The 19,891-nt window shown below is 45.6% G+C and carries 17 protein-coding genes; 12 read left to right on the forward strand and 5 right to left on the reverse strand.

Features of this window, described 5'->3' with window-relative positions; translation table 11 throughout:
- Nucleotides 1-108 precede the first annotated feature (108 nt).
- A complete protein-coding gene (locus GB993_RS07855; RefSeq protein ID WP_161000679.1) occupies nucleotides 109-495 on the forward strand; it encodes a winged helix-turn-helix transcriptional regulator in 387 nt (128 codons plus the stop codon).
- Between the two features lie 113 nt (nucleotides 496-608).
- A complete protein-coding gene (locus GB993_RS07860) occupies nucleotides 609-1,451 on the forward strand; it encodes an aldo/keto reductase (protein WP_161003812.1) in 843 nt (280 codons plus the stop codon).
- A 223-nt stretch (nucleotides 1,452-1,674) separates the two neighbouring features.
- On the opposite strand, the gene GB993_RS07865 is transcribed toward GB993_RS07860, so the two are convergent.
- On the reverse strand, nucleotides 1,675-2,670 hold the full coding sequence (locus GB993_RS07865; protein ID WP_161003813.1) for a LacI family DNA-binding transcriptional regulator: 996 nt from the start codon (nucleotides 2,668-2,670) through the stop codon (nucleotides 1,675-1,677).
- 193 nt (nucleotides 2,671-2,863) lie between these two features.
- Here GB993_RS07865 and GB993_RS07870 point away from each other — a divergent pair, with 193 nt between their 5' ends.
- From GB993_RS07870 to GB993_RS07900, 7 genes are all read left to right on the forward strand, one after another.
- Complete coding sequence (locus tag GB993_RS07870; RefSeq protein WP_186337677.1) at nucleotides 2,864-4,246, forward strand: SLC45 family MFS transporter; 1,383 nt, start codon at nucleotides 2,864-2,866, stop codon at nucleotides 4,244-4,246.
- Between the two features lie 53 nt (nucleotides 4,247-4,299).
- The gene (locus tag GB993_RS07875; protein ID WP_161003814.1) at nucleotides 4,300-5,973 is read left to right on the forward strand and encodes a glycoside hydrolase family 13 protein; all 1,674 of its coding nucleotides are present in this window, start codon (nucleotides 4,300-4,302) and stop codon (nucleotides 5,971-5,973) included.
- Between the two features lie 229 nt (nucleotides 5,974-6,202).
- Nucleotides 6,203-6,886 (forward strand): WxL domain-containing protein, encoded by a 684-nt coding sequence (locus GB993_RS07880; RefSeq protein ID WP_161003815.1) that lies wholly within the window; start codon nucleotides 6,203-6,205, stop codon nucleotides 6,884-6,886.
- 127 nt (nucleotides 6,887-7,013) lie between these two features.
- On the forward strand, nucleotides 7,014-8,039 hold the full coding sequence (locus GB993_RS07885) for a WxLIP family cell surface protein (protein WP_161003816.1): 1,026 nt from the start codon (nucleotides 7,014-7,016) through the stop codon (nucleotides 8,037-8,039).
- Nucleotides 8,040-8,066: 27 nt separating this feature from the next.
- On the forward strand, nucleotides 8,067-10,370 hold the full coding sequence (locus GB993_RS07890; RefSeq protein WP_161003817.1) for an Ig-like domain-containing protein: 2,304 nt from the start codon (nucleotides 8,067-8,069) through the stop codon (nucleotides 10,368-10,370).
- Between the two features lie 75 nt (nucleotides 10,371-10,445).
- The gene (locus GB993_RS07895) at nucleotides 10,446-11,672 is read left to right on the forward strand and encodes an MFS transporter (RefSeq protein ID WP_161003818.1); all 1,227 of its coding nucleotides are present in this window, start codon (nucleotides 10,446-10,448) and stop codon (nucleotides 11,670-11,672) included.
- Nucleotides 11,673-12,416: 744 nt separating this feature from the next.
- Nucleotides 12,417-13,712 (forward strand): ammonium transporter, encoded by a 1,296-nt coding sequence (locus GB993_RS07900; protein ID WP_161003819.1) that lies wholly within the window; start codon nucleotides 12,417-12,419, stop codon nucleotides 13,710-13,712.
- Here the strand turns inward: GB993_RS07900 and GB993_RS07905 are convergent.
- The gene (locus GB993_RS07905) at nucleotides 13,707-14,306 is read right to left on the reverse strand and encodes a TMEM175 family protein (RefSeq protein WP_161003820.1); all 600 of its coding nucleotides are present in this window, start codon (nucleotides 14,304-14,306) and stop codon (nucleotides 13,707-13,709) included. The two genes, GB993_RS07900 and GB993_RS07905, sit on opposite strands and share 6 nt — an antisense overlap.
- 143 nt (nucleotides 14,307-14,449) lie before the next feature.
- On the reverse strand, nucleotides 14,450-14,824 hold the full coding sequence (locus GB993_RS07910) for a RepB family plasmid replication initiator protein (protein ID WP_161003821.1): 375 nt from the start codon (nucleotides 14,822-14,824) through the stop codon (nucleotides 14,450-14,452).
- A 314-nt stretch (nucleotides 14,825-15,138) separates the two neighbouring features.
- On the opposite strand from GB993_RS07910, the gene GB993_RS13145 reads away from it, so the two are divergent.
- Both GB993_RS13145 and GB993_RS07915 read left to right on the forward strand, forming a co-directional pair.
- The gene (locus GB993_RS13145; RefSeq protein WP_017261273.1) at nucleotides 15,139-15,273 is read left to right on the forward strand and encodes a hypothetical protein; all 135 of its coding nucleotides are present in this window, start codon (nucleotides 15,139-15,141) and stop codon (nucleotides 15,271-15,273) included.
- Nucleotides 15,274-15,510: 237 nt separating this feature from the next.
- Nucleotides 15,511-16,272, forward strand: a complete 762-nt coding sequence (locus GB993_RS07915; RefSeq protein ID WP_161003822.1) for a MerR family transcriptional regulator — start codon at nucleotides 15,511-15,513, stop codon at nucleotides 16,270-16,272.
- A 122-nt stretch (nucleotides 16,273-16,394) separates the two neighbouring features.
- On the opposite strand, the gene GB993_RS07920 is transcribed toward GB993_RS07915, so the two are convergent.
- Complete coding sequence (locus GB993_RS07920) at nucleotides 16,395-17,144, reverse strand: hypothetical protein (protein WP_161003823.1); 750 nt, start codon at nucleotides 17,142-17,144, stop codon at nucleotides 16,395-16,397.
- Nucleotides 17,145-17,496: 352 nt separating this feature from the next.
- On the opposite strand from GB993_RS07920, the gene GB993_RS07925 reads away from it, so the two are divergent.
- Nucleotides 17,497-18,903: an MDR family MFS transporter gene (locus tag GB993_RS07925; protein WP_161003943.1), complete on the forward strand. Its 1,407-nt coding sequence runs from the start codon at nucleotides 17,497-17,499 to the stop codon at nucleotides 18,901-18,903.
- A gap of 75 nt (nucleotides 18,904-18,978) precedes the next feature.
- On the opposite strand, the gene GB993_RS07930 is transcribed toward GB993_RS07925, so the two are convergent.
- The gene (locus GB993_RS07930; protein WP_161003824.1) at nucleotides 18,979-19,851 is read right to left on the reverse strand and encodes a LysR substrate-binding domain-containing protein; all 873 of its coding nucleotides are present in this window, start codon (nucleotides 19,849-19,851) and stop codon (nucleotides 18,979-18,981) included.
- Nucleotides 19,852-19,891: the final 40 nt, after the last annotated feature.

Genomic DNA, 19,891 nt, shown 5'->3' on the forward strand with positions numbered 1-19,891 from the left:
TTAAACGAAGGCTCAGGTTAGGGACTGCTATCGCTAATATGCTATAGTTTAAGGTAGGTACATAGCAATACAGCTATGTTTTAAAGACATTCACAGGAGGATTGAGTCGTGACAAAAGTTTATAACGTTGGTGTCGAGGCAACATTGGATGTGATCGGTGGTAAATGGAAACCGGTTATTCTCTGCGATTTGCATGAAGGACCAATGCGGACTAGTGAACTACGTCGGGCTATTCCGAACGTGACTCAGAAGGTTTTAACAGAACAGTTACGTGATTTGGAACATGATGGCATCGTGACACGAAAAGTGTTTAATGAAGTACCGCCACGAGTAGTCTACGGGTTAACTGAACATGGTCAGAATTTAAGCGGCCTACTGGAGCAGATCTGTCAGTGGGGCGAAGAAGACGTTCGCCGTCGGGCGGCCAATGGTGAAAGTGTGGTCATTCGTCATCTCGGCGAGACTGCACCGAGCCGAGAAGAACTGCTTGGTTAATTTTCGTTTGCAAGGTACTTATTGGTAACCTAGGCACCTGTAAGTACCGTCTTGTTTTACTAAATGAACGCGCTAGTATTGATTGTGAAAGCAAGTTGAGGAGGAATTTCAATATGGATGAATTAACATTAAACAACGGACAAAGGATTCCCCAGTTAGGATTGGGTGTTTTCTTAGTGCAGGATGCAACTGACTTAAAGCGTTCTGTTGCCGATGCCTTAAAGGATGGCTACCGTCATTTTGATACGGCGGCTATTTATCATAATGAAGCTTGGGTTGGCGAAGCCCTAGCTGAAAGCGATGTTAAGCGTGAAGATCTGTTCATTACTTCAAAAGTTTGGGACAGCAACACGACTTACGATGAAACAATGGCCGCCTTTAAGGAGTCATTGAAGAAGCTGCAAACGGACTACCTGGACTTGTACCTCATTCACTGGCCAAGTGAAGGGTACACGGAAAAGTGGCGCGCCATGGAAGACTTATACAATGACGGTCAAATCAAATCGATTGGTGTATCGAACTTCGAAAAGCCACATCTTGATAAGTTATTGGCTTCCGCAAAGGTTAAGCCAGCGGTTGACCAGATTGAAACGCACCCTTACTTCCAGCAAAAAGAGCTGCACGATTACTTAACGAGTTTGAACATTGCCCACGAAGCTTGGGGACCATTGGGTCAAGGCAAGAGTGGCGTAATGGAAGATGCAACATTGAAGCAGATTGCTGATGCACACAAGAAGAGTGTGGCGCAAGTTATCTTACGTTGGCACTTGCAACGCAACATCATCGTTATTCCAAAGTCCATTCATGCTGAACGGATTGCTCAAAACATTGATGTGTTTGATTTCAAACTCAGCGATGACGAAATGAACGCTATTGCTGGTATCGATAAGAATCGTCGTGGGTCGGAAGATCCTAACGACGAGGAATGGTTGAAGAAATCGTTGTCGATGAACTAAATGCATTTAGACGAAAATTAAAACGGACTGTAAATCTCGGGAATTCCCTGGATTTGCAGTCCGTTTTTCGTAGTCGGCTGATTAGGCGACTTCGCGATCGACTGAAATTGATAACGCTTAGTCTATATATTGGAAACAGGTCAAGATTGGTATCAATGGCCGAATTCAAACGATTATTGTTGCAAAGCAAGTTTGATACACAGCCAGCTAATCGATAAATTGCTCACAACTGCCTAGTACTATTGCGCTCAACAACTTTAATTGGCAAAAACTTGGACTGGATTGGCTCATTGTCGCCAGTCAACAGAGCCGCACAGCCAGCGCGGCCGATTTGGAAGAAGTCCTGCGTGACACTGGTGATGGTCGGTCTGAAAATACGGGTCAGTTTGGTTCCGTCAATACTCATGACAGAGAGTTGCGCGGGGACTTCTAAGCCGTAATCGCGGGCCTGGTCGATGACACCGATGGCGGTAAGGTCACTGTTAGCGATAATTGCGGTGACTGCTGGTTGTTTGCCAAAATGCTGCATGGCCGCTTCACCATCTTCAAATGTGAAGTAACCAGGGACTAACCAGTTTTCGTCGATCGATAGACTATGCTCCGCCATTGCTTCACGATATCCGTTCATGCGCTGTGTACCAACAAATGATTGCTCGTCCATACCAACCAGGCCGATTTTGCGGTGACCATGCTCGATGAGGTATTTGGTTGCTTCATACCCGATAGCATGATCGTCAGAGGCAATAAATGGACCGAGGTTTTCTTTGGCCGCGGTTGAGAGAAAAATGTGTGGAATACCACTCGTTTTCAGGCTATTGAGCGATTCATCGCCAAGTTCCAAGGCGACAATCAAAACGCCCATGACGTCTCGTTCAATGACCGTCTTAATGGCTTTTTCCTGTAATGTGGGGTTATTTTCACCAGCATACAAGATCATGACGCTATTGCCGTGTTTGGTCGCCACATCGTGAATACCGGCGATAATTTCATCGGCAAAATTTGATTTAGTGGCGGAAATCACGACTGCCAGTACATCACTTTGATGGCTGGCCAAGTCAGCGGCGTAGGCATTTCGCTGATAACCTAGGTCGGCGGCAACTTTGCGAACATGATCAGCCGTTTTTGAAGCAAAAAAGTTTTCTTTGTTTGATAGCACACGCGAAACGGTCGAGACAGAAACGTTCGCCGCCTGCGCGACATCCTTAATGGTTACTCGCATAAGCACTCCAATAAAATTTACTGTCTCAAGTTTACCATTCGTAATTATACAAGTATACGCAAACGTTTGTGTTATTGTTTTAACAATGTTGCAAACGTTTGTGTAATGTGATAATGTACTTTTGAAAGCGCTTACGTTAACGTGCAACGCGAATTCAACAAGACCCAGGTACATATTTATAGGAGGCTTGATTATGCAAGCAACGGATTCAGACACTAAAGTAAAAGCGTCGACGGAAGTTGATGTTAATAAGGGGTTGCCAAAATTAAAGTTATCGGCAATCTTTGCGATGACCTTTGGATTCTTTGGTATCAACATGGCCTTTTCGCTTCAATCATCACAAATGGGCCGGATTTTCCAGACCATCGGGGCAGATCCAACTAAACTTGGTTTCTTCTTCATTTTGCCACCCTTGGCAGGGATGGTTGTTCAGCCGTTAATCGGTAAATATTCAGACAAAACATGGAATCGTTTTGGTCGGCGGATGCCTTACTTAATGATTGGTGCCCCGATTGCCGCTTTGGTTATGATTCTGTTGCCAAACGCTGGTTCATTCGGTTTCGGATATGGTTCATTATTAGCGCTATTATTTGGTGCCTTTACCATTTTATTCATGGACCTATCTTCAAACGTATGTATGCAACCATTCAAGATGATCATCGGTGACATGGTTAACGAAGACCAAAAGGACATGGCATGGTCTTGGCAGCAATCCTTTTCAAACCTTGGTGGTGTGTTTGCCACGATTGCACCGTATGTATTGACACTATTTGGTGTCACTAACATTGCGCCAAAGGGGCAGGTGCCAAATTCAGTTAAGTTGGCTTTCTACATTGGCGCCGGAATTCTGTTACTGACGTCGCTTTACACAATTTTGTCAGTTAAAGAATATAACCCAACAGAATATGACTTATATCACGATATTGATCCAAACGAAAAGAAACCCGATGTTAGTCTGTGGCACTTGGTTAAAGTTGCCCCAAAGGCCTTCTGGGAAGTTTCATTTGTTCAACTCTTTGCCTGGTTTGCCTTCCAGTATTTGTGGACATACAGCACTGGCGCAATTGCCGATAACGTTTGGCACACAACGAACCCAGCGTCTGCAGGCTATCAAGCAGCTGGTAACTGGTACGGTATCTTAACGTGTATCCAATCTGTTGCCGCTGTGCTGTGGGGCATGTTGTTGCTGTCACGCACTAAGGCCACGCAACGTAAGTTATGGTACAGAATTGGTTTAGTTATGGGTGGTGTTGGCTTCATCATGGTATTCTTCACGCACTCACAAATGGGCCTGATCTTCCCATTCTGTTTGATTGGGATCAGTTACTTAACGATGCAAACACAAGCATTCTCACTGTTTACAGAATCTTTAGACGGCACAAATGAAGGCGCTTACTTAGGACTGTTCAACTGTGGGATCTGTTTGCCACAAATCATTGCATCAGTGGCCAGCTTCGCAATCTTCCCACTTATCGGTCAGTCGATGCCTGGCATGATCGTGGTCGGTGGCATTTCCCTAATCCTTGGTGCGTTTGCAGTCAGTGTGATTCACCCAGCACTTTCAGAAACAAAATAGACAGTTTGGAAAAATGAATTAAATTAGCTAAGAGAAAAATGAGGAGGTTCATCATGCAACATCAATGGTGGCAAGGTTCAGTTGTATATCAAATATACCCAATGAGTTTTCAGGACAGCAATAACGACGGTGTCGGCGATTTACCTGGGATTACGTCACGGCTCGATTACATTAAGCAACTTGGCGTCGATGTAATCTGGTTGAACCCAATTTATAAATCACCTAACAAGGATAATGGTTATGATATCGCGGATTACAAAGCTATTAATCCCTTATATGGTGATATGAATGACTTCAATACGTTGCTTAAACAGGTTCATGAGCACGGGATGAAATTGATGATGGACTTGGTTGTCAATCACACGTCTGATCGGCATGCCTGGTTCAAGGAGAGTCGTCAGTCTAAAGACAATCCATACGCTGATTATTATATTTGGCGCGATCCAGTTGACGGTCATGAACCGAATAACTGGCAGGCGGCATTTGGCGGTCCGGCATGGACTTACGTGCCAGAACGCGGCCAATACTACTTACATTTATTTGCCCCGGCACAGCCCGATTTGAATTGGGAGAATCCCGATGTTCGTCAAGCCGTCTTTGATATCGAACGTTTTTGGCTGGATAAAGGGGTCGATGGTTTCCGGATGGACGTCATCAACTTGATTTCCAAACAACCTGGTTTGCCAGATGTGCCTGGTGAAGCGACTGCTGGCACAACGATGGACTTTGTCGCTGATGGACCACGATTAAATGAATTTTTGCACCAGATGAATGAAGAAGTGTTGTCACACTATGACGTGATGACGGTGGGCGAAATGCCTGGTTCAACACCAGAGGACGCAATCAAATATACAGGTTTAAAGAGCGAAGAGCTGAACATGGTCTTCCAGTTTGAACACGTTGGGTTGAGTGCTAACCCTGATGTTCGGTTGGGTAAATGGAATGATCAGCCGGTCAAACTGACAGAGTTGAAAGATTCCCTCAACCGTTGGGAACAGGAGCTAGATGGCAAAGGCTGGAACAGTTTGTACTGGAATAACCATGATCAACCACGTGCCGTTTCCCGGTTTGCTAATGACGATCCGGCTGTTCGTGTACGGGCTGCTAAGATGCTGGGCACAGCATTACACATGCTGCAAGGAACCCCATACGTTTATGAAGGTGAGGAGCTGGGCATGACCAACGCTCACTTCACGTCACTATCACAGTACCGTGATCTGGAATCATTGAACGGTTACAAGGAAATGGTTGAAGAAAAGCACCTCGTGTCCTCGAGTCAAATGATGAAGGACTTAGCTAACATTTCCCGTGATAATGCGCGGACACCAATGCAATGGAGTACAGGGGCAAACGCTGGCTTTTCTGAACACACACCGTGGTCTGAGATGAATGCCAATTATCCTGAAATCAATGTAGCGGTTGAAGAAAATGACCAAGATTCAGTCCTTAAGTACTATCAGAAGCTAATCGCCCTCCGTCATGGTAGTGACTTGATTAAGTTTGGTGATTTTGAGGCGTTAGACGCCGATGACAATCAAGTTTATGCGTACAAACGTCATTATGACGGGCATACTTTGCTAGTTATGTGCAACTTCACTAACGACACTGTTACACGCGATTATCATCAGGGCGAGGCAAGTGAAGAACTTATCGGTAACTACGCCGATGACCAAGGTGTCACGTTACGCCCATATGAGAGTAAGGTTTATGAGTTTGACGAAGATTAATTAGATTGAGTGGAAGGTGCGTTGCCAGATGGCGCGCACTTTTTTGTTTTCACGTGGAACACTTTTAAATTTAGAATTTTCTAATTACAATCAGAAAATTTGTCTTAATGAGTAGCGAGTTGCTATTCTGGAACTAACAATTATGGTGGTCAATTTACAAGCATGCAAAGTCAAACGCACGGAGGAATAGATGCAAGTTCAACTGTGCGTTCAAAAAGGAGGACCAAACATGTTTAAAAAAACAAAATTATTTGGTGCCGTCGCCGTGGCCGGGTTGCTCATGGGCCCTGTGATAGGCGCGAAGGCAGCTGGTGATGTAGGCACTGCGACAACGCAAGTGACAGCAGGATTTATCGCTGGGCAAGGTCCGACTAACCCTGTTGATCCGGCAAACCCTGGTGGCGGCCCTATTACTGATCCGTCTCATCCAGGGACCGGGGCTACCGGCGCGTTACGGCTGAACTATGTTTCTAAACTGATTTCGTTTGGCACGCAGCCAATTAATTCGGCCACCACGAAACGAGTGGGAACGTCAGGCTCCGATATGATTGGGACTTATCAATCGGCACAGGTTGCAGACGAACGTGGGACTAACGCCGGATGGGCGCTGAAGGTTTCCGGGACACCGCTGAAGTCTGGTACGGATGAACTTGCAGGTGCGACATTAAAGTTGCCTGCTGGACAAGTCGTGACGGAATCGGGTATCGATAATGGTGCAGTGGCCAGCGAAGTAAGTAACGCTTTGGGCACAGGTGGCACGCTGTTATCGGCAGCGGCAGGTAAAGGTGGCGGACTAACAGTTGATCGCTGGACGCCAGCTCAAACGGAACTAACCATTATTGGTGGAACGGCAAAAGCTGCAGATTATTCAACCAACTTAACGTGGACGCTACAGGATTCGCCAACAAGTTAACAACCATTCTGACCCCCATAATTGAAGTCACCGGTCAGCTTTCAGTTGAACGGTGCTTTTTTAAGAGTGATGCCGAAGCCCGGGAGAAGTTCAATCACCGCACCCAAAACACAACGGAGGAACCGCAATGAAACGACTACGAGGATTAATAGTGATCCTGTCCGCAATAGCCGCGATGTTTATTACAACGGGACTAGTTAGGGCCGCCAATGATGACGCAAACGTGAACTTTAACGTTCAAGCGCAAATTCCGGATAATCAAATTGATAAGAAACAAAGTTATTTTGACCTAAAAATGAATCCGGGTCAGACACAGACGGTATCGACGGTGGTTCAAAATACGTCTGACAAGGAAATGAAGATTAAGAATGAGATTCACACGGCACATACGAATGAAAATGGTCAGATTGAGTACGTTACGGAAGCAAAAAAGCAAGATTCATCGTTAAAAATACCGTTAAAGAAAATTACCCAATTACATGAAGCAAAGGTCATTACGGTTCCTGCTAACAGTAAAAAAACGGTGTCAGCAACAATTCGTGTGCCGGATAATGCCAAAACTGGTGTGATTCTTGGCGCGTGGTACTTCGAACGAATTGATACGAAACAAAAAGATCGAAAGACCGGTGTGACCGTGCATAACAAATATTCTTATGCAGTTGCGATGAAGCTAACGGTGAATCATGAGGTATCAGCAGCGCTGAAGCTAAATGATGTGAAACCTGGCTTGCGCAATTATAAGAAAGGCGTTTTTGCTAACCTGCAGAACACCGCAGCCGTTATTATTCCGAACTTAACGGTGCAAGGAAAGATCTACCCACAGGGGTCAGACAAAGTTGTAAAACAGGCTAAACTGCAACAGATGATTATGGCGCCAAATTCTAATTTTAATTTTCCAATTCTGTTTGGCGGAGAAGAATTGAAGCCCGGCAAGTACACCTTGAAGATGACGGCGAAGAATGAAAACGATACATGGCATTTCAAACGTCGTTTCACGATTCGGGCCAGTGACGCCAACCGCATTAATGACAAGTCGCTCGATAAGGCAAAACCACGTCATCCAGGCTGGTACATGTTGGAAGGTGCAGGTGCTGTGATTATTTTAGGTGCCATTATTGGTGGCGCGACATGGTGGTTCCGGCGTCGACGTTAACCATGTGAACAAACGAGGAGGTGCAAGATGCGTAAATGGCAGCAAACACTAACCCGGATGGTCATGGTGGGCCTGTTGCTGATAGTCTCGGTGCCGCCAACGCTTAGTTCTGTTAGTGTTCAAGCTGATATTAATAGTGAGACGATGTCATCGGAAAGCAGCCCAACGCAGGCACACGAAAACACGGGTGCGAGTACATCTGCTGAAAGCGCACCAGCTAGTGATTCTCAATCCCCTGCCGCTGACGAAAGCAGCGACGGTGTCCCAACTCAACGGTCAACGACTACCGAATCCGAGGACGCTGATGCAAAACTAGATGACGAGCAGCAGAAACGAGCAGCAGCTGAGGCACGGTTAAACGACGATGGCATTAGCACACAGTTAGTTACACGTTTGGATACGGCAACATTGGTCCAAAACGGTCAGACGGTTCGAGGAAACAACGATATACTTGGTGCAATCGGTGGTTTAACGGTTAGCTTAAACGATGTTGTCAAAGCCACAGTATCCATTTTAACGGGTGATTGGACGACTGATATTGGAACGCCAATGAAAACCGGCGACAAAATAACCGTTATCAACCGAGCGCTTGGCTTGATTCCGCTTTACACGGAAAATCAAACTGTGGCTGATCCGGGCATGTCAATTACTCAAGTTAATGCAGGTGGTTTGCCAAGTAGTGTGACCTATGACAAACGAACGGGCACAATGCCAGCCATTTTTGGACAGTCTTTACAGTTAAGTGCTAACTTTGCGTTTAATTATACAACGGCTGATCAAGTCAACACCGTGTCATTTATGATCGATGGTCAGCAAGTCGCGGGAGATGCATTTACCAGTGGTGATACCGTGATTTCTGGTAAAACACTGACAGTAAACACTGCAAAAGTTGCCGCTCGGAATTGGACCGCCATTAAGACTGCCCTTAATGGTCTTTCAGGTGGAAGTACGCATACGTTGCAGACAGTTGCTTATCATAACGGTCGGCCAATCAATCCGTGGACGAGTACCAACAGCATCAGTTTGTACGTCAATCCGGACAAGCCTGGAATTAACGACGTTTGGTCTGGTCAGCGTCGTTTATCTGGGACGGCTTTACCAGCTGGGGCGACGATTAAGGTCACGGACACCAACAATAATGTGTTGGGAACGGGCGCTGTTGCTGACGGCGGCACGTATACAGTTGGCCTCAATCGGGTCGTTGCTGTTGGCGAAACACTCACTGTGACAGTCACTAGTCAAGGGATGAGTGAGACGGCGACAACGGCTGTCAAACAAAATCAGACGGTTCAGGTGACCAATGCACCAATGTTTGTTTGGAATCAACAGGCGTCATCAGCCGATACAAATGATGGCTGGCAATTGACAGCTTCAGGAGCCGGTTTCCCAAGTGCTAGCAATGCCACAGAACTCGTGATTGACGGCAACAATTTAGGCGCAGATAATCCTATCACACGGGGTGCTACAGCAAGTACGGGTTCAACAACGGGTGTGAATCCTGCTACGAAGGTGACGACGCTTAACGGTCTTGATCCTCAGCAAACGCACCGAATGATGCTGACGATTCCAGGAATGAATGATGCAGTAACGGACACTGTGTCAATCGTGATTGCGGTACCGACACCACATTCTGTTATTGCAGGCGATGGCGCTACAACGCTGACCGGCAAGTTAGCCCAACCAGGCAGTTATGTAACAGTGAAAGATAATAGCGGGACCACCTTGGGAACTGGCACTGTGACAAGCGGCGGTACGTATCAAGTAACGTTGAATCGGGCTACCGTTGGCGGCGAAACGTTAACAATCAGTGCAACAAATGGATCTGGTGGTGTTAGTGTGGCGGAAACACTGAAGGTGCCGCAGATGGAACAACTCAGTATTCAATCGGTGTCACCTTTAAACTTTTCTCCTGCAACAATCAAAACGGGAACAACATTGACGCCACCGCGGGCACATGACTTTGCTGTCAGTATTGTGAACTCGCTGAATGGCGGTGCAGGGGCTAATTGGACGCTGTCTGCGACACTCGCCAATAACGAGTTGGTGAGCACGACCAACCCAGCTCACAAGTTGGCTCAGCCACTAATTTTTACGGACGCAAACGGAGTCAAAACACCGTTGTCGACTAGCTCGTTACCGATCTTCACTAATAATTCGGCTAATGCGACGGTATATCCTACTAGTCAGTTCAAACGAACGGGGATGACGGATACGGCAACCCAGCAAACGATTAATCGTGGGATGGGTCTCAGCGTCAAAAGCGATGCTGTGTTCGCGGAAAGTTATCAAGGCACACTGAATCTCAATTTGACGACGGGTCCGACCAAATAATCAGACCTCAGCGCTTAATATCTAAAAAATTAAAGTGGTATAGTGATTCTATTAGAATTTTAAGGGAGTCACGAAATGAAGCGTCAGCCACTTAAGCAATGGCAGAAAAACACGTACGCACTGTGGATCGGTAATTTTGTTACTGGTGCTGGTGCCAGCATGAGTCTGCCATTTTTACCGTTATTTATCAGTGAAATGGGTCATTATCCTAAATGGGAATTAACGTTATACGCAGGCCTTGCCTTTTCAGTCACGTTCTTAAGCCAAGCGATTGTTTCACCCTTGTGGGGGCGGCTGGCCGATAGAACGGGGCGTAAACCGATGCTATTGCGGGCAGCGATTGGAATGACCATTACGGCCACGCTGACAGGATTCTCACCAAATGTCTGGGTCTTAATCAGCCTTCGTTTGATTCAAGGCGCGTTTTCCGGATACATCAACAATGCATATGCCCTCATTGCCAGTGAGGTGCCGATGGAAAAAAGCGGGCAAACGATGGGCACGTTAACGACTGGCGCGGTCGGCGGTCAGTTAGTTGGTCCTGTTATCGGTGGTTACATTGCTGGAATCTTTGGTTACAGAATTCCGTTTTATATGTTTGGTGGGCTGATGTTGATTGCATCGCTAGTCACTTACTTCTTTGTTAAGGAAGACTTTAAACCCGCTACCGGAGCAGCCGCTAAGGAGCATCAGAGCGCGTTTGCAGGTATCAAACATGTGCGCATTGTGTGGGCAATGATTATTTCTTCCATGCTAATTCAGGCGGCGACGACATCGATCAACCCCATCATTAGTCTGTTTGTTAAAGAGTTGATGCACGGTCGCGGGAATGTCGCCTTAACCAGTGGGGTGATCGCCGCTCTACCAGGAATTGCGACATTGATTGCTGCGCCACGATTAGGCGCGTTGGGCGATCATATTGGGCCGCAACGTGTCCTGATTGCCGGACTGGTTTTCTGTGGTCTTGTATTCTTCCCGATGTTTTTTGTCACCACCGTTGTCATGCTGGGTATTTTACGATTCTTGGTCGGCATTTCGGATGCGGCGCTATTGCCAGTGACCCAAACAGTGATGACATTGAACACACCTGATGACGCAGTGAGTCGTATTTTCAGTTACAATCAGTCGTCGCAGGCAATCGGCTCCGTTGTTGGTCCAATGCTGGCCTCAGGGGTGGCTGGGGTGCTTGATTACCGCTACGTTTTCCTGATGACGACACTGTTAGTTATCATTAATTTGGTTGTTGTCATGTGGGCTTATCACACGGACCACGGTTCAACCACAACTAGCGAGCAGGCATAGTTAACAAAATAATCGGTCCATTCCCCAAAACGGAGGATGGACCGATTGTTATTTTCAACCGAACTTTTTCGAAATGTGCGTTAGATATCACCTACGGTTGGCAACAGTGACACGCTCGCCGTGGGACCGGTTCAAGCCTCCTAAGTTCGGAGTCTTTCACCTCGACACAAAGCCTCGTGAAGCCCGCGAGTCTTTGCGTCCGTCCGTAACCTAAATTCGGTAAAATCACCGAATTAACGTTACCTTCACGGCTCGGTATCACTGTCGCCACCCTCCGGCTAATATAGCAGTGAGCATTAAACGTTATGCAGACAGTTATTGCTGAATAGCGGTAACAGGTATGTAAAATTTAATCATTAACTAAAAGAGTGGAGCTGATTGGAGACAGAGTTCCGTGTCGACAACACTTGGCGGCGGGGATTTGGCCGCTTAGTGTTGTGGGATGACATATGAGACGTGGGCTTTCGGCTCATATGCAAGGGTGAAAACTGCGACCTTTGCAGGTTGAACCCGGTCCCAGGGAACGGCGTCTCCGGTCGGCGCAACGGACGTGGTCGTTAAAAGATAAGTTTTCCTAAAGGGATTTTATTTGTCATTCAGTGAAATAGCCCAATGTTTCGATTCGAGCATCATATCCATGTTATAAAAGCTGACATGCACCTATACCAATGAACACAATTGGCTTTACAGACGGTCATTCCACACCTATACTGCTTCGTAATAAGAGAGAAAGATGTGATGTGAATGAATGCTGCAAATTCTGCTTTTATGGTGCTGTCGACCATTCTAGTATTGTTCATGACGCCAGGGTTAGCGTTTTTTTACGGTGGGCTAGTGTCCAAACGGAATGTGGTCAGCACGATGCTATCCGTGTTTGTTATTTGTGGAATCGCCATTTTACTGTTCATCGCTGTAGGCTACGAACTCGCCTTTAATGGTGATATCGGTGGCGTGATTGGTAAAGTCGATCATTTCTTTCTTGGCGGCGTGTCATTAACGAAGCTAACCGCAACGAAAATTCCTGAATCCTTGTATTTTTTGTTTGAAATGATGTTCGCCATTATTACACCGGCGTTGTTCGTGGGTGCCGTTGTTGGCCGAATCCGCTTTAACTTTTTACTCGTATTCATCGTGTTTTGGAGTTTGCTTATTTACTACCCGATGGTTCACATGGTGTGGAGCGCAAACGGATGGTTAGCCCGGATGGGCATGCTCGACTTTGCTGGTGGAACAGTGGTTCATATTAATGCTGGTGTCACTGCATACGTTCTATCTGCGTTTCTTGGTCGGCGGCTACATCCACATCAGGATCAACCCTATAATTTACCATGGGTTCTGTGTGGTACGGCCATTCTGTGGATTGGCTGGTACGGTTTTAATGCCGGTAGTGCACTGGCTATCAACCAATTAGCAGTTACGGCAATGCTGACCACAACAGTCGCAACGGCAACTTCGATGGTGGTGTGGCTGATACTAGAAATGACGATTCGAAAACAGGTGTCTTTAGCAGGTATCTGTACGGGCACGCTGTGTGGGCTAGTTGGCATCACGCCCGCAGCCGGTTATGTCACTGTTGGTGGGGCGTTTTGGATTGGTTTATTGGCAACGTTGGCCAGCTATGGCTTCGTTCATGTGCTGAAGGCCAGAATTGGTATCGACGACGCTCTGGATGCGTTTGGTTGTCATGGTGTTGCTGGGATTACCGGTTCGATTCTAACTGGCGTGTTTGCTACCCGCACCGTTAATCGCACAATTGCCGAAAATGGCCTACTTTATGGAGGCGGATGGCACTTGTTAGGTATTCAAACATTGGCTACCGGTATCACGATTATTTTAGTGGCCATTGCGAGCGCTGCGATTGTTTTAGTGTTGCGGCGGTTCGTCGCCATGAGGGTATCAGCTACAGATGAGCGAGTTGGCCTGGACGAAAGTGAACATGGTGAGCATGCGGAAAACACTGATGAGTACAGTACGGAAATTGGTCAGCACCACAAAGAATTTGCGGGTCAACTCGCACATTTCAACCGGCATCAATCATGACTCATGATGTTGTTGATTAAATTGATCAAATTCTTCTTCAACACGACGCTCTGGTACGAACCAAATCATCATGGCGATAAAGGTGCTGAGAATGACGGCTGGTGGAAACCAGATGCCAATAAACAAGCCGACAAGTTTGGTGCCAAAATCAGCGACTATCTTAACGGGGCGGTTGATGGCATAGCGTAATTTTTTGTTATCCGGATCGGCTTTAATCAATGCTAAATCGACTGAAAAGTAACCAATTGATAACAATAGAAAGACAAACCCGTAGAATAACTCCGCTGTTGAGGAAAAGAAATGCTCATCAACAAATTTGGTCGCGTACGGGAAGAAAGACGCGCTGAACAACATGAGTCCGTTTGCCCACAGAACCCTTCCGTCAATTTTATGAACCAGTTGAAAGATGTGGTGCTGGTTATTCCACATGATCATTAAGCCGACGAAAGAAATAAAGTAGGCAAGGAAGCTTTGCTTTAAGTCCCAAATGGCCGACCACGTAGCGTGAGCCGGTTGTTTAAGTTCTAAAACGAGAATGGTCATCGCAATTGCCAAGACTGCGTCAGTGAATGCAGTTAAACGTTCTTTACTCATGTGAAAAGCCTCCGAAAGTAATCAATTATGTTTTCAGTGTAAGCTAAAACACGGCAAGTTGTCTGTTAATAGGGCATATGGATGGTATGACAAATAAAAAACACGCCAACAGACGTGTTTTTTGAGATTGTTTCAATTTGTGATTAGGATTGTTGTTTCCATTTGCTGGCGTCCACTTGAACCAAGAATTCGAAGTCGGGATTGAGTTGGATCGAAACAATGCGTTGATCATCGACAGTGGTCGCACGAGTGAAGAAATCGTGACGTGCCTTACCATCACCTAAGTCATAAGTGATATTGGTGCGACTTAAGTCTGTCAGTATTTCTGGAATAATGTCGTCGATAGTGACGTAATCATCCATGTCATTTGTTAACCAAGTTAATTCGTCGAAGTTAAACACGACGCTAGTGGTTCGCAGGTGGTGCATACGGGTTAATACCGCAAAGAACAAACTGAGTTCATTCTTTGACAGACCATCAAAGTTTACGGAATCAATGGAAAATATGCTATTAGTCATGACAGTGATCCCCTTCCACAATAAATATTTTTATAGCAGTACGATAACGTGAAAGACGGATTTCTGCAATTAATCTGTTCCTGGTTTTGTTACATAGCTTAAAAACTAATGAAAATGTTAATATGTCTCATTGTGTCTGCTAGGGCGCTATTTGTAGCGAAGGTTTAGAAGCCAGAATAAAATTAACAGGTTAATACTTGCCTTATAGTTACTCGAACCTGTTATACTTAATACTGTTGTTAGGAACCTAAGCATCAAAGCGTTAGTATTGATGGGTTTTATCAAGGCTGCGTTTGAAAAGGAGTGTGGCACATTTGAGTAAGAATTGTGTTATTGATATTGATAGTCCGAAAATGGACTGGGTCGTGGATCAATTATTCACGAAACCAGAGGAAACGGACGCGAACAGCCCACACAGCTTCAACGTTTGGGTAGGCCAGGAACACTAGCCGACCAGGAAACACCTTGCCATAATTAAATAATTATTATTTTGAGACCTCAGTGATTAAAACGCTGAGGTCTTTTCTTTTGTCTTCGGCGGCACTGGCTTGCATTAAAGTGTGCTTTAAGACGTAATAAAATGGCCTTGCATCAGACGAATGCCAATATTGTATTGATTTTTTTGCGAATATGCTTGACCCTTACGTTACGTGAACGTTTATGTTGGTTTTATGGAGGACAATGAAATGTCGTATTTGATTTCAGACTTGGCAGCTTTAGCGGGAGTTAGTGCACGAACTCTTCGCTATTACGATCAAATAGGTTTGTTGCATTCAACTGGCAAAACAAGTAGTGGTTATCGCCAATATGATGAAGAAGCAGTTTTGCGTCTCCAACAAATTTGTTTTTTTAAGCAATTCAACTTGCCATTAAAGCAGATTGGTTTAATTATGCGATTACCTCTGTCTGAACGTGAAGAACAATTACGTATGCATCGGCATTTGTTGGTTGATCAACAACGTCAGTTGACTCAGTTGATTACGACTTTGGACGCTGCCCTCCAACTAAATCAACAAGGAGGTAGTATTATGACAGATGAAAAAAAGTTTGCCGCTTTTAAACAGACACGGGTTACTCAAAATGTACATGACTTTGGTTCAGAGGTTACGGAAAAATGGGGTTATGCTGCTTTAACGGACGCCAACCAGCAATATCTGGGCTTGTCGCAAAAGGATATGGCAGATGCCAGGGCTATTGAAACAGAAATGCTTGATAAGCTGGTACTAGTGATTGATTCAAAAGATGAAAATAGTGAAATGGCTCGCGAGGTGGTTAAGCTGCATCGTAAGTGGTTGAATTACTTTTGGCCTAGTTACTCGCCCCTGGCCCATAAAGGTTTAGGCGAACTGTATGTGTCGGATCAGCGATTTAAAAACTATTATCGAGATAAATCGAAACGGAATCGGGCTGCTATTGTGCTAAATTCATTAATTCAACGATATGCATAATTTTTTAATATCGTAAAAAAAGGGAGCAATCACACGCTTTGGCGAAAAAAGCGCGTAATTGCTCCTTTTTAAATTTAGCTGAATTAGTTTGTAGCTTTTGCTATTTTAGGAATGCTCTTCGATTACACTGCTACCAATTGGTGTTGCTGTACAATACCGCGCTCCAGTGACTGACTTTCTTGTTCCGAACTGATGAGTAGGCCTGACAAACGTTGAATAACTGCGATCCGCAGAAATTCAGATTCGGAAGTGGCTGCCGCAATTGCTGCCCAGGCGCCAGCCTCGGCGAGGTCACGGGACACAATGGTTGCCTGTGTAATTGTTTGGTTAGCACGATCAAAACGTTGGGTTGCTAGGGCGCCATTACGCAAACTGTAAACGGCCAACATCGTTTGCTGGTGACGAGGTGAAGTTACGCCAAGTGTCCACGTAAAGGCCGTATCGGCGGCTGTACCGACTTGAACGTTACCACTGGACTCAATGGCGACGGCGAAAACTTGTTTATGACTCAGTAGTGGTGCCAAGTATTTCCGATAGGATTGTTGCATTGCCCACTGTTGAATCATTGTGTAAGTGATGCCATCTGTCATTAGCGTGGCCGGTGTTGCATTGTCGACAAACATAAACTGGTGTTGAAGGGGAACCAGTTCTTGTTTAGCAAGAGCCTGACGGGTTTCGATGGGATTATCAGCATTGAGGGCCGGCGTGGTGATTTTATTGACGTGACGAAGAAAATGCCGGATGTTACTCAGCGTTTGATCGAACAAAGCATGTGCCTGATCATCCGGTGTGACAACACCCATTTTAATGGTGAAGGGTGTCCCAGCGACGTTAACAATGCGGGTCATAAATTTACTTTCTAAAGTTGTCATGATGAATTTCCTCCTTGTATAAGTGAATTGAAAATGGGTTATCGCTCTCACTGAAGTGATAAGAACATTTCCGTTTGGATTAATAATGAGTTTAGGGAGGACATCATAAAGTCAGCTTAAATCCTGCCTAAGGAACTGCAAAGTTGGTAACGATTCGGTTGCGATGAAGCGATTTTGATGATGTAAGCGGTTAACTGACGAATTTTGAAAGTTTTACTTACGAAGCACAAAAATTTCTGCTAATGTAACCTATTGTGCCAGCAGACGGTGATTTATCACGGCAGTTGCTAGGCACGTATAGATTAGGAGGACTTTTTTGGACGAAACACAGAACGTTAAACGTTTCCCCATTATGATGGGTTTGCTATTAGGTGGTTTTATCGGGATGTTTAGTGAAACAGCGTTAAACATTGCGCTGTCTAGTTTAGCCACAAAGATGAACGTGCCAATGGGTACAATTCAATGGTTAGTCATTGGTTATTTGTTGGTGGTTGGTATTCTATTGCCATTATCAAGTTTATTGACCCGCTGGTTTACTACGCGTCAACTGCTGATTTTTGCTTTGTGTGATTTTATTGTCGGGGCAATTGTAGCAGCGTTGGCACCATCGTTTGGGATGCTGTTGGTTGGCCGGATGATTCAAGGAATTGGGACAGGAATTCTGTTACCGTTAATTTTCTTGGTGGCCTTATCGATTTATCCAATGGATAAACGTGGTGCGGCAATGGGAATCATTGGCTTAGTTATTATGTTTGCACCAGCGGTTGGCCCGACATTAGCCGGTCTGATCCTAGGTGTCCTTTCATGGCGCTACATTTTCTGGGTCATGGTTCCAATTTTGCTGATTGCACTTATTTTAGCCATTATTTTTACAAAAAATGTTAGTGAGTTGACGCGTCCACATGTGGATGTATTGTCAATTGTGATGTCAACCATTGGTTTTGGTGGCGTCGTTATTGGTGTTAGCTTAGCCAGTCAAACGGGCTGGGGTTCATGGGAAGTATTGCTGGCATTAGTTGTTGGTATCGTCAGTTTGGCATTGTTCTGTCGTCGTCAATTACATCTAGATGAACCAATTCTGAATGTGCGTGCTTTTGGCATCCGTTCGTTTTCTGTTGGGACATCGTTAGTTATGGTTGATTTCATGGTAATCATGTCATCGATGTACCTGTTGCCAATGTACTGGCAAGATGGCCTGATGGTGCCAGTCGCCTTGACGGGGATGCTCATGTTGCCCGGTGGTATCATTAACGCGGTAGTTTCGTCGATTTCTGGCCGGTTATTTGATCGGCTTGGCGGTCGTCGTCCAGTGATTGCCGGCTTTTGTGTTGCAGCGGTGGGTGCTGTGTTGCTGGTTTTGACTAACAGCCACTCTGCATACTGGTATGTCGTGGTAGCACACATTATTTTAATGATCGGTGCCCCTTTGGCTATGTCACCAGCGCAAACTTATGGACTGAATGCTTTACCACCACGATTAGCAGCTGATGGTAGCAGTATTATGAACACGCTTCAACAGATCTGTGGTGCAATCGCCACAGCACTTTCAACGAGTTTGATGAGCACTGGCGAAGCAGGTCAACGAACACGCGATGCTGTTTCATCCGGAACACGGATGGGCTTTATGCTAACGTTGACATTGGCCATTATCGGAGTTATTGTCGCAACGGTGTTTGTTCGGCAGCAACAAGCGCCAGCAGATGTTGAAGAAACTTCCGCTACGCAATCGGCAGGGCATGAAGCACCCGCTGAGCGTTAACATAACAGAATAAAATTCAAAAAAGTTGGGTAACAGTATCACCACGGGATGTGGCGGCGCTGTTACCCAACTTTTTTAATTAAGCCAATTGCTTAATGTGACGTTTACAAACGCATCAATCAGCGTCTGTTGGCGTGCTTGTTTATGTGTCAGCATGTGGGCATGAATTTCGTTGTGGATTGGATTATCGACGGCAATCAGCTGGCCACCTGCTAGTTCCTTTTTGATAGTTGAAGTTGGTAAATAGGAATAACCAATCCCACTTTCGACCATCTCCTTAATCGCGGCGATGCTCCACAGTTCCATGATTTGTGGGCGGCGATGAAAGTCACCCCATAGTGATCGTTCAAATTGATTACGATAGCTGCAGTCGGGCTCATTGATAATAAATGGTTCATGACGATCGCTGATTAATTCCGCAAACGTCTTTTGCTTGCTGGCGGTCGTTACTAACGTGAGGGATTGTTCGCCCAAATCATGTTCCACCAGTGCCGTAGTGGTTAAAGACGGCCACATCATGAAGGCGATATCGGTCTCGCCATCTTGTAGCTGCTGTTGATTATAGGAGCAGGTGGCATTGGCGATTTGCAGGTCAACATCGGGATATTGTTGACGGAAGTTTTGGATAATGGTGGGTAGATGAGTGACAGTGAGAGATTCTGGAGCAGCGATGCGCAGTGTGCCGGAAACCGACGACTGGTCAGTCAAATGCTTCACTTGTTGGAAATCTGCTAACAACTGGTCAGCCAGTGGTCGCAAACGTTTGCCAGTGTCTGTTAAGAAAAGTTGGCGTCGTTCATATTTAAAAAGACTGCCACTTAGCTCTTGCTCCAACGCTTTCACTTGAGCTGACACCGTTGATTGGGTGTAGCCGAGTGTTTTGGCAGCCTTGGTAAAACTGCCTGTATCAAGAATGGTTTTAAAAGTCGTCAGTTGGCGAATTTCCACGTGTGATTGTCCTCCATCGATATAATCGATTGATAATATT

The sequence above is a fragment of the Furfurilactobacillus milii genome (assembly GCF_009864005.1).
Taxonomy (GTDB): Bacteria; Bacillota; Bacilli; order Lactobacillales; family Lactobacillaceae; genus Furfurilactobacillus; species Furfurilactobacillus rossiae_B.